Below are 12,989 nucleotides of genomic sequence, written 5' to 3'. Positions count from 1 at the left end.
AGTGTGGGAGTGTGGGAGTGGTTGCGCTTTCGTTGGCCGGCAGTATTTGAGGTCCGGTGACGTGCCTGCGCGGGACAGCCATCGCGGGAGCTCAATTTAATTACTGCGGGACTTCAATTTTAGCGGAACTACGCAAGCCGTCCGGTCCCGAGTTACCGGACGGCTTGCGTAGTTTCGTTGCAAATAGCACTAAAACAATCGACGTCCCCTGACGGCTCACTTCCCTCGCCCTGCCGGGCGGGGGGAAGTGAGCAGCGACTCAGCACGGAACTCAGAACGACCCTGCGTTTTTAGAACAGGTGTTTGATGTCTTCGTCTCGGGATCGGAATTGGACCCGATCGGAGAGCGTGGCGAAGTAGGCATCGGCACCGGTGCCGCCGTTCATGAAATCGACGGCTCCATCGTTTTCACTGGCGGCACTGAGGTCGTCGATTAACGCGGCGAGTCGGTCGGCCACCGAGTCGGTCGATTGCGACCAACGCGTGAAGAGGGTGTCGTGGTCGGTCTTGCCTTGCACGATACCGAGTTCGTCGCTGATGAGCAGGTCATCGTCGCTGCCGCCATCGAGCAAGTCGATTCCCCAACCGCCGACGAGGATGTCGTCGCCGCCGTTGCCAATCAGGCGATCTTCTCCCGAGCCACCGGACAGGTAATCGCTGGCGGCACCCCCGAGGAGTTTGTCGTCTCCGCTGCCCCCGAAGAGGAAGACGGGGATTGTGAGTCGTCGATCGGTGGAGATGTCATCGTCACCCGCACCACCGTAGGCTTCGATGCGGCTGATGTTTTCATACATCACGCGTGTCCAAGGTCCGTTGCCGTTCTTCGTTCGGACTTCGACCGAGTTGGGTTGGTTGCGGACGCTCAGCAGCATGATGTCGTCGTCGAGTTCGGTACCGCCGATGACGAGAACTTTCAGGCCAGGATTGTCGACGTCGTCCGGCGTGTCGATGGCGGTGAACGTGAGTGCTTGCGTCGCTGATCCAAAGCCGGCTTCGTTGTCGCTGAGCGTGACTTTGGCGGTGTAGTTGCCGGCGGTCGATGGCGTGAAGGTGAACGAGGTTCCCGAACCCTGCGCGACGAGATTGCCCTCGGCATCCGTGATCTCCCACACGAGGTTGGCAACCGCGGTGACGGGAAGGTCCGCGAGGACAACCGAGAGCGTGGTCGCCTGTCCGATCACCGTGGCTGTGGCCGGCGGCGTGATCGTCAGAGTGCGTTCGACAGGTGTTGGTGGGTCGACGTTTCCGTGGTCGGTACCGGGATCGGTTTCCGGCGACGGCGTAACAGTCCACTGGGCGTTGGCGTCGACCGAAGCGGCAGCGTCGAGCAGCAGTCGTTGATGGACCGACGTCGTGTTGGCGTTGCGGAACGTGCCAAGGGTTTCGCCGAGGTCGAGTCGCGGTTGGTCGGCTCCGTCGTTGTAGCGTCGGTCGCCAGACATGGCGGCGATGTGATCGTTGCCGTTTCCACCGCGGAGCACATCTTGCCCGTCTCCGCCCCGCAGGACGTCATCACCAATTTGGCCGAGGAGTTCGTCGTTGCCATCCCCGCCATTGAGGTCGTCTTCATTGGTGTCAATGTCGACGAGCCGAAGTGCCGGATCATCGAGGAAGGTACGAGCGGCGTCGTCGATGTATCCGGTCGTGTAAACGGATGCTCGGAGCGAATGATAGAAGGCAGGATCGTTGACATAGACGGGGCTAACGATGGAACCGTTATCACCGAGGAGAATGTCATTGCCATCGCCCCCGACCAGATCGTCGTTTTGGAAATCCCAATTACCATCGATTTGGTTGTGCCGGGCTTCGGGCAGGAGGCGTTCGGCACCTTCGCTGCGTAGACGTGTCCGGCCGAGGTAGTTTTGGTAATCATCGGCAGCGTCTTGCCGATGGGCGTCAACGGTTTGTGCAAGCAGTTCGCTGACGTGATTGTCGAGCTCGCGTTGTTCGACTTCGGTGGCCGGTGTGTTGGTGACGAGCGGGCGAACGAGGAAGCCGTCGTCGCCGATCAAAACGTCATCACCGAGCCCGCCGTCAATTTCGTCTTGATCGAGTTCACGGTCGACTCGTGGAACGATCGCGATCCGATCGAGCGATGGTCGATCGCGGAGTTCGGTTTCAAGGTTGATGACTCGCGATTCTCGACGAGACTCCAGGTTGAGTGTGTTCGTGTCAGCGGCGAGCAACAGGGTGCGGTTGAGCGATTCGAGTTCTTCGGGGGTGAGGCCGACCGTGACGGAAGACTCGGGAAGATCAGCGATGGTGCCGGTGACGATCGGCATCAAGAACATTGCGTCGCCGCCGACAACGGTATCGTTCCCGCTTGCGGAGACATCGTTTTTCGTGTCGCCGTAAATCTCGTCTTCTCCGATGATGAGATCGTGAAGGAAAACGTGTTGGACGTCGCCGGCGGAGATTGCGGGCAGGCCAGGACGGTCGGCTTCGGCATCGGCGAGCAAGGTATCGATGACACCGAGGTGGGCGACGCCGACGAGGCCGATTGCGTCGACCGCGAGCGTTTCGAAATCGGCGAAGTACCGTTGCAGGTCGATGGCGTTTTGGGAGGCGGTGCCGCCGCCCGGGACGCTGCGGCTGGTCGGTAATTCGAACGTGGCGTTGTCCCCGACGATGGTGTCGTTGCCGGCGTCGCCGCTAATCGTGTCACTGCCGACTCGCACGTCGCCGCTGAGGACTTCGCCGTTAACCGATTTGCGAATGAGTTCATGATCGAGAGCCAGTCCCTCAAGGGCTTGCATGATTCCGGCCATGGCCGTTTCGAGCGAATCGAGTGCCGCGTCGAGCGGTGCGATGCCGGAATCGAATGTGTTGTTGACGATCATGGAATCGCCGAAGAGCAGATCGTCGTCATCGCCGCCGTTGAGCGTATCGTTTCCGTCGAGATCACCCTCGTGACCGAAGAAATGTGGAAACGCTAGGAGCGATGGAGCGAGGAGGAGTCCGTTGGTTGTCGCGATCGAGTCTTCGCTGGCGATCGCCGCGAGTTCCGGATTAACGTTCGAAACGCGGTCCCATCGTGGGCGTTCGGCGATCAGGTCGCCGACTCGGGCAACCATTTCGGGGACAATCACGTGTCCGTCGGGATGCAGACTGAGTTGGAGGCCGGTCCAATCGTCGGCGATGGCGTCGACACCGATCAAACGGATCGCGTCGACCATTTGTGGAAGGTCTGTCCAGGCGGGCGACAGGTTAATGCCTTGGTCACCGATGACGGTATCATCGCCAGCGTCACCTGAGAGAATGTCGTTGCCACGGTCACCGAGGATGATGTCGTTGCCGTCGCCACCGTTGACGGTATCGTCGTCGGCGTCGACGAGATCGATCAGAATGGCGACCGTTTGCCAAAGACCGGTTTCGCTGTCGGAAAATTTCGCTCCGCCGGGCAGGTGCACTCCCGAGAAGACAACACGGTCGGCGGCGAGCAGTTTCGCGGCGAGATCAGCGGGTGGGTTCTGCAGCTGGATCGGATCGATCGGCACAATGTCGCTGACGGTGCCGATTTGTTCGGTAATCAGGTCTCGATGCCACACGCCGTCTTGGTTGAGTCGAGGCGTGCCGTCCTCGTTGAACGCACGCAGAATCTGACCGGCATCGCCGAGGATGAAGTCAACGCCCGCGTCGCCGTGGATCGTATCTCCGCCGAGTCCGCCGACGATCTCATCGGATTCGTTTCCACCGTGGATCGTGTCGTCGCCACGCTGTCCGATCAAAATGTCTTGAGCGTCATCGCCGTAGATTTCATCGTTGCCGCCGATTAAGTCGCGATCGTCGAACGCGTTGATTTCTCGAATGGCGATCGCGTCCATCGGTGCGAGGTAGTTCTCCCACGTGCCGAGTTGCGTGCTGAGCAATGTGCGAGAGATTAAGCCGTTGTCGCCAAGGATGACGTCTTCGTTGTCACCACCATGGATGATGTCGTCGCCGTCGGCACCAAAGGGAACGTTGTGTCCCCCGACAAGGTCGTCTTGCCCGGCACCACCACGGATGGTGTCACCACCTTGGCCGCCGAAGATGAAATCGTCGCCGTCATCACCGTCGATGGTATCGTCGCCACCACCGTCGAGTGCCCCGATGAAACGGCTGATCACGCGTCGGTCGACGACCCGTCGGAAGTCGACTTCGCCGTGATCGCCGAGGATGATGTCGTGACCGGCGTTGCCGTGCAGGATATCGCCCGCGGTGCCGCCGATGATGGTGTCGTTGTCGTCACCACCGTTAATCGTGTCGATGCCGCCGATGGTGGGGTCGATCGTGATGATTTGATCGAGCGTACTGAAGTCGCCGTCGAGGGTGTAGTCGATGCGCCCGTTATCGCCCATCAACACGTCGAGCCCGGCATCGCCGTCGATCGTGTCATCGGCCGCTCCGCCGAGTGCGACGTCGTCGCCACCGCCAGCGGTGATGATGTCGTTACCGCCGATCGAGGTATCGGTCGTTTCGATGAAGATCAGATCGCCGGTTTCATTGAACGTTGCTCGTCCGTTGTCACCGAGGATCACGTCGCGGGCGTCGCCGCCGGTGATGGTGTCACCGCCAAAGCCGCCGATCAGGATATTGGTCGAGTTGCCGGCCGTGATGATGTCGTTGCCACCTTCACCCGGAGTCGTGGTTTGCACGGTGGTGATGATGCCCGTGGTCGCGTCAAAGTTGGCGACGCCTTCGTCACCGAGGATCAAGTCAGCGACGGTGTCGGAACCGGCGAGCAGGCGATCGTCCCCGGCACCACCGAGGATGATTTTTCGTCCCGCACCGGCGGTGATCCAATCGCTCGCTCCGTCTTCCCAAGCGATCGTTTTGGCGGTGATGAGAATTCCGAATCCATCCGTTTCGACAACGTTGTCGACGTGGCTGAACGTGAGCGATCCGGAATCGCCGACGATGATGTCGAGCCCCGTTTCACCGGCCGGATTGAGGACTTCGCCGTCACGTGAGTAGTTGACGTAGTCGCTGCCGAAACCGCCGAAAATGCGGTCGTTGTCGGCGTCGCCGGTGATCTGGTCGCTGCCGCCGATGTCGGTCGATTCGCTGCGGGCGTTGACGACCGCGCGGCTGGTCAACAGCAACAGGGCCGTCGACGCGGCGGTGTCGTCGGTGAGGATCTCCGGCGTTTCGTTGTCATCGAACGGCCGAATCACCTCCAACGTGATGCTGCCGTGGTCACCGAAGATCAGATCATTGCCGTTGCCGCCGAACAGATTGTCGTTGCGGTTGTCGGCAGCGCCACCGGTCATGTCGTCGTAGTTGAAAGCGTAGTCAGCGGTGGTGCGGAAGAGCGTCTTTTGCTCCGCCGTCAACATGGCGTTGGTGTGGACGATGGAAAGGATCGACGTCGCGAGATCCATCCGCATGGACAGGTCCGCGTTCAGTCCCGAGTCGCCGAGGATCGAGTCATGTCCGTCGTTGCCGAAGATCGTGTCGTTACCGCCACCCCCGAGCAGCAGGTCGTCGCCCGAGCCGCCGTTGATCGTGTCGTTGCCGAGGCCGCCGTAGACGGTCACGCCGTGGGACGAAGTAATATTGAAGACGTCGTTGCCCGCGTTTTCATATCGAATCGCGGCACCGGTTCCGACATCGCCCGGTGCGGCGTAACGGGTTCCGTTTTGGAAGGTATCGCCGAGCAAGATCAGTGGTGCGTCAATATCGTTTTCGAGATTGAGGTCTCCGTCGACACCTCCACCAGTGACGGTGAACGTGTCACCGCCCATGACGGCCGATTCGAGCATCGTGTTGCCGCCACCGTGGATGACGGTGATGGTACCCGCGGCGGTGGAGTTGACGACGATGTTGTCGTTGCCGCTGCCCAACATGATTTCGACAACTTCGAGGTCGCGGTAATTGATGCCGGCGGGCAGCGTCGTGTCGGGATCGCCGTCTTCGCCCTCGATGATAACGGGCGTGGTACCCATTCCGATGCCGGAGATGTTGGTCGCCGTGACGGTCAAATTGTCGTCGGTGCGGGACGCGTCGTTGTAGACTTCCAATCGGTCGGTTTGCGTGGTCTCATCCGTCGGGTCAACTCCGCGATCGACTTCGAATGCGGTCTCATGAGGCAACATGATCGCGCGAGCGATGGCTTCATTGCTCTCCGCACCGATACCGCCGATGAAATCGATCGGCCCCTGGATGCTAGCCGTCAAGTGTGCCGAATACGCGAACGAAAGCTGGGGTTGGCCGGAGGAGGAGAACGCCGCGTTGCCCGTCACCGTGACGGTCACGGGAGTGGACCAGTTCGTTGCGTTAAAGCGGAGGTAGCCGGGGGTGTCGCCGACGGCCGGGAACATGCCAGGGGCGGATAGGATGACTTGGCCGTCGTCCCTCAACGGGACGTCGACAATGTCGGTGCCGGTCAGCGGTTTGGTCAAACGGATTGTGTACGAATCCGTCAGCGTGCCGTCTTTGCTGACCAGAGTGTTCCCGTCGGACTGCACGATCAGGGCGCCGGCGGAGTCGTTGTCGAGCACGTCGATCGATACGGTTGGGCCGTCGGGGTGGGAGGTGAACTCGGACGGACCCGCGGTGATCGTGTGCGTGAGCGTGCGTGGTTTGATGTTTTCGACGTCGGTGTCGTTGATGGCTCGGACGGTGACGGTTTGTGGCGTGTTCCAGTTTGCCGGTGTGAAGATCAGCGTCGAAATCTCGATGCCGAACTGATCGAAGAACTGGACCTGCGCGACGTCGTCGTCGGGGATCGATTGGCCGAGCGTGACGGTGACATCAGCGGTCGGTTGGCTGGTAAGCTGGACCGTGTAACTGTCGTCGACCCGTTCGCTGACCGTGTCACCTTCGAGGACGAGTGTGTTGTTCTCGGTCTCGTTGATGATCAGTCCGCCTTGATCGTCATCGAAGATCGTGGCTTGGACGTCCGCTAATGGGAACCGATAGAAGTCGGCTTTGTTGGATAGCACCGAGTGGTTGATTTGAGCGAGGCGTTGGCCTTCTTCGGCGTCATCGGCGATGCCGCGGACCTGGACCGTGTAGGTCTTGTTCCATTCCGCCACGTCACTACCGTCGAAAACGACCACGGCGGAGCGGACCCAGGTGGTTCCGCCGTCGATCGAGATTTCCAGCATCGCACCTTGGTTTCCGTTGTCGTCGACATCGTTGGTCGACGCCCCAGCGGCGGAGATGGTGACGTACACGAATGCGTCGGTGTAATCGTAGTTCTCTTCGGCCGTCCCGTCGCTCTTGGTACGGGGGATGACCATCGCGATGGTATACGTGTCGATGACGTCGGGTTTCTGCGAATTCACCTCGACGACGCTGGTTGCACCGCCGGATTCGGTGATCAGGATCGCACCTGCGACTTTGGTTTCGACGCTGCCCGAACCGGAACCTGCGACGGTGACTGGAATGCCTCCGAAGACGGCGAGATCATAGTCGGGGTTGGTCAGGCTTTCGGTGCCGTGGTTCACGACCGCTGACGAGCCGCGGTTGTCGGTCGAAACGATCGTTTGCGTGACGTCGCCGCCGACGACAACGGTGTCGGATCCGAGTCCGCCGATGATCGTGTAAGCAACACCGCTGCGGGTGCCGAGGACGTAGAACGTGTCGTCGCCTTCGAGCCCGTCGACCTTGACCGCTTCTTCGACGCCGTCGATGGTCACGTTAAGCCCGGCACCGAATACACCGTCTTCGGTCAACACAAACGAGTCATCGGCTTCGGTGCCGACGGCCGTCACGGTGTCGGTTCCGGCCCCACCGTTGATGCTGACGGGGGCGTTGATGTTGTATCGGATGATGTCTTCGCCGTCACCGCCTTCGATGACGGTTTCGCCGTCGATGATGAAGGCACGGATGATGAATTCATCGTTGCCGCCTTCGCCTTCGAGCCGGATCGCAGCCTTGTTGCTGAAGACGGTGAACTTGTCGCCGCCGTCACCGCCGTAGATCACCATCGGCATCGAGATGCCGTGACTGAGGAAGTTGTCCCCTTTAAGATCCAACAGCGCGATCTGATCTTCGACGGCCACGCCGCCGGTTTCGTTCGGGTTGCCGCTGAAGACCTGTCCAATTTGGAATGTGTCTTTTCCGATGCCGCCGTCGAGCGTGGTGATGACGGAGTTGTCGTCGCTAACGAACGTGTCGTCGCCGGCGAGAGAGTTGACCCGCAACCGGGCGTTGATCGCGTCGGTGTAGTCAACGCGTTCGTAAGTGTCTTCGAGCCCGTCGTCGTCATCGACTTCATCGGTCGTTTGCAGCAGGGCGACGAATTTCTCACGCAACAGGAACAAATCGTTGTGGGCGGTTCCGAGAATCAGGATCGAGTCGACGCCGTCATCGGGAGCCCCGGTGTCGTCGATCGAAATGCGTTCGCTGCCGGTGCCCGACAGTGTGATGTTGTAAACGTCTGTTCCGCCGGTTCCGTCGATGTAGTAACGGTTCTCGTCGAGATACTCAATGTTGACGGTGTCTTCGTCGTTGCCGCTGGTGATGCGTGAGATCGGTGCGGCGATGTTTTCGAAGATGTCGATGACGCTGCCGATTTCATCGATGTCACCGATGTCGACGTTGAGGAGGAACTCACCGCTCGCGGTGATCGTCGAAACGGGATCGCCTTCTCCGTCGACGGAGATATTACGTGCCATGCGGAAACTATCACCGACCTGGAAGGTCACGTTTCCGTCCGTCGCGATCACGAGGCTGGCCACGTCGAGCAACATGTCTTCACCGGTCGCCGCGGTATCGGGCAGCGTGACGACGATGTCGCCCGCCACCGAGCTGACGATGTCGCCGATGACGGCCGATCCCGCGGTCTCGGTCAGATAGATGCTGCCCGTCGTGGTTGCGCCGAGACGTTCTGACGGCTGGCTGTCATCGTCGGCATCGACGGTGTACGTCGAGCGAGTATCGACTTGGATCGGATGTGCGAACAGACCGATCGAGCTGTGGATGACGGCATCGACCGCGTCGGCGAGTCCCGCGAACAGTTCGACGGAGGTGCCGATCACGTCGTCGGCGGAAGTGTTGTCGGCGTCGAGAAGATTGCCGGCGGCCGACAGCGTGACGTTGCCCGAATTGCTGAGCACTTGTTTGACCATCAGCGGCCCGGCGACTTCATCGATCCAAATGGATTTGTCAGCCGTCGCGTTAAGCCATCCGCTGCCGTTGTCGGTCGTATCGATTAACAAGTGATCGGCGATCGAACCGATCGTGGCGTCTTGCGTCGGAACGCTGGTGGCGTTAATCGAAAGTGTGTGGGTGACGATGTGCGCGTCGGTGTCTGGCGTGACGATGCGGCCGTCGAGAACGCTGCCCGTGCTGTTGATCGTCGTGGTTGCCGATTCGGCATCGAGTTGGATGAATTTGAGTTCGCCCGCGACGCTGATTTGGAAGACGCTTCCGTCGACGGTCAAGGCGAGTTTGACGTCGTTGTCTTCGTCGTCTTTCTCGTAACTACCGATCGTCGTCGACACGTCGCTGCGGAGGTAGGCGTTGCCTTGGACTTCGCCGCTGATGCCGCCCGTGATGACACCCGTCAGGGCGTCGGCGAACGCGTGGGCGACGCGGAGGTCAATGGGGTTGGTGAGCGAGCCGACGTTGCCGTCAACGTTCAAGACCAACTGCGGTGCGTACACGTTCCAGTCGGTTGGGGTCGCGGATGGCGATCCGTCGACGAGGTTTTGGTTGGTGGTCAGTGTGACGATCCCGAGGGCTTCGAGTTTGCCGATCGTGAGATCGCCATCGGTGACCGTGATGTCCATGTTGCCACGGGCGTAAGCTCGGGAAACGATCAGGTCGTCGTATGTGATGTCGGTGCCATTGGCGTCGTACGTGCCGTTACCTTGGATGACGCGGAAATCAGCGTCGGATGATCCGGACAATTCCGCGGTGCGCGGAACGAGAACACGCAGCGGCGAGTTGACTCCGTCGACAATGTTGACGCCGCGGATGATTTTTCCGTTGAGGTTCACGTCGCCGGCGGCGATGACAGCGGCACCGTTGGCGGTTTCCAAGTCGACGAGGTCGCCGATCGAACGCACGCGAACGTTGCCTGCCGAGACGATCTGTTCGACAAACAGGTCACTGGCCCCGTTGAGTGCGACGTCGCCATCAGCGATTACCAACAGGGTGCCGTCGTTGTCGCCGTTGTGCGAGTCCGAATCGAGCGTTTCGATGTTGACGTCGTCGACAATTTGGATGGTGACGCGTTGCAGGTCCGTGGTGTCAGAGACGAGTTGGCCGTTTTCGAGCGACAACGGAATGGTGGCGCCGTCGACGACAAACTCCCATCGATCGGTGTCGGTGAAATCTTCGCCGGAAAACGTGACGTCTTCGCTGTTTCCTGCGTCGACGCCGACGAATCGGAAAATCTTCAACGCCTCATCGACGGTGACGACTACGGTTTTGCCATAGGCGACGGTGGTTGGTGCGAGGAACGCGGACGCGTCGAAATCGGGGCCGAGTTGACGCGGCACGTCGACATGACTCTCGTGCGTGATCGTCATCGCGTTCCACCGATTCGTGTCGGTGAAGTCTTGCGCAGCGAAGGTGAACGTTTCGCTGTGTCCGGTACTTCCGGCGACGAACTCATACAGTCCGTAACTGACGGTGTCGTATTCGACTAGGACCACGTTTCCGTGCGTGACGGTTTGGGCGATCGCATCGTCGGTGGTATTGAAGTCCACCGTGATGGCTTCGAAGTCCGGGTGGGTTGCGAAGTCGACGCCTTCAAACGCGAACGTACCGACGTCGGCGCCGGTGTAGCGGTAAGTGGTGCAGTGACGGCCGATGACGTCGTCGACGGCGGTTCGTGCGAGGAACGATTTGCGTTCGCTCCATTCATCGAGTCGGTTTTGGAAATCGCTAGCGGACTCACCGACTTCCTGTTGCGGGATGCCGAGACCTTGAGACATGTCGAACGTGCGGACGGCAGACAGTTGCCCGATACGTCCCGATGGCGGCGCGTCGGCGTCGCCCGATCCGTTGACTAACAACTCGATGTTGACACCGAGGATGTTGAGTGTCTCGGAGGTGTCTGCTGATGCACCGGAGCCGATTTGTTCGGTGTGCGGGAATAGGAATCGGCGTAGCGGCCCGGCCAGTGGAGAGGCGAGTTGGGCGGCGGAAAGTGCCCGGTCGGTGCGACGAGTTTGCCGGTCGTCGAGCATCTCGGTTTCGCTCGTCGGGCTCGGAACGGTGTTTGTTTCGCCGAGTACAAAGAAGTAGTCTTCGTCGTAGTCGCCGCTGCGGATCGTGCTGTTCAGACCGAGGGTTTCGTCGGTGAATTCGGCGGCGTTGGTGGTGTAGTGGTAACGCAGGAATTTGAGCTGCGAAAGGTCGCCGAATCCGCCACTGATTTCGGGAAGATCGAGCGTTTTGCCGGTGAGATAATCGGTCGAACCGTCGAATGGAGTTTCGGGATCGAGGTGTCCGCCGATAATCGCCGCATCGGCTCGAGTGATCCCCAGTTTGAAGGTCGTCGCGGTCGACTCGGCGACGTAGTACGTGACTCCGGCGCGGAGACCTTGACGTGTGGGGGCAAACGCACCGGTGTCCGACGGGATCGGGGTGGCGAGTTCGATGACCTTGGTTTTGGTGCCGGTGTACTGCACGAGGTTACCGGTAAGGTCCAACGCGTAATCGCCAGGTAAGAACTCGACACGATCCGTGAAGTTCAACGCGCGGGCGTCCAGACGGATTGTCGAGGAGTTGAAATCAGACGTGCTGAAGTTACCCGATTGCAAGTCGAAATCGGTTTCACCCGTGCCGGTGTAATGCACTAACTCGCCACTGAGCAACAGGATGATGTCGCCGGTGGAAAGGTTGACCAGTTGGGTGTCGTTTCCGTTCTGCGTGTGGTCGATCGTTTTCGCGGTCCAATTTGCACCGTTCATCGCGTCGCGAGCAGGCACCAGTCCGATGTCGAAGATGATCTCGTCGCCGTCGGATAAACCGTGAGGTGCGGTGGTCGTGATAACATCGGTTTCGTGGTTCATCGACGCGATGCTGATCTCGGTCGCGACATCGCGGCGGATCGAGTAATCGGATGCTTCGACGGGCCCGCCGTGGGAAAGGGGAACCAGCGTTGGGGTGACGGCAACAGCGTCGGCATGCGATGCGGCGAAGGCGACTCGTTCGGGGGCCGCGGGATCGACGACGACGTAGTACAGCGTGCCATCGGTCAATCCGATGTCGACAAACGTGTCTTCGGTGAGGTTGAAGATCACCGCGTCGCCGGTGGTGAGTCCTTGGTCGGAGCCGAAGATGAGTTCCTCGGTGGCCGCGTCGACGGCGGAGGCGATCGATTCGGTGCGGCTGGCTCCTCGGGTTTCGGTCCAATAGCGGTGGTAACGCTCGGTCAGTCCCGACTCGAGATTGATCATGCCGTACTCGACGGCCTCTCGGGCTTCTTTGTCGGTGATCGCGAGTTCAGCGTTGAGGGCGTTGAGTTCGTCGATCGTGGGACCTTGCAAGACTTCTTCGATCCCGTCACGGATGTCGCCGTGGAGGGTGGTCAGGAAGATGCTGCCGTGGAGCGATCGGACCGAGATGTCTTTGCGATACTCGGAGGCGGGTTTACCTTCGTTGGTTGCGTCAGGGTCGGCGAGGTCGGCCGTCACCTGGCTGCTGTAGCTCTTTGGCGAGAGCAGCACGAGGTTGCCGGTTTCTTCTTCGACGTGGATGTCGAGTTCGGCGAACGCCGACAACCCGCCGTCGCCGTAAATATTGCTGTCGATGCGGATCGGGCTGCCGTCGGCGCCGATCGTTCCCGAGCGAGTTTTGAGTTCGATGTGGTTGCCGCGGATGTGCCAGTTGGTAGCCGGTTCGGCGGTGGTGGTTGTGTCACGCTGGTAATCGGCGAGGACGACGATACCTTCGGCGGCGGTGATGAAAACGTCACCGGTGGCGTCGATGCGGTCGATTGTGATCGTGCCCGGGGTGGGTTCGGGTTCGCCGGCGCCGAAACTCGCAAAGGCGGCTGCCGCGGGTACAGGCGGCGCGAGATCGTTGTAGCGTTGCTCTTCTTGCTG

General features: G+C 60.3%; 1 protein-coding gene (cut by a window edge). It reads right to left on the bottom strand.

Annotated elements, in window-relative coordinates:
- Positions 1–290: 290 nt before the first annotated feature.
- Positions 291–12,989 carry the final stretch of a hypothetical protein gene (locus NB063_RS18650; RefSeq protein ID WP_250930273.1) on the bottom strand. Its footprint extends 14,604 nt past the window's final position, so the window shows 12,699 of its 27,303 coding nt (coding positions 14,605–27,303); its start codon lies beyond the right edge, outside the window; it ends in the stop codon at positions 291–293.

Origin of the sequence: Aporhodopirellula aestuarii (assembly GCF_023701485.1) — a bacterium.
Taxonomy (GTDB): Bacteria; Planctomycetota; Planctomycetia; order Pirellulales; family Pirellulaceae; genus Rhodopirellula; species Rhodopirellula aestuarii.
The sequence above is the reverse complement of the archived record's forward strand: the minus strand, read 5'-3'. Positions and strand labels throughout refer to the sequence as shown.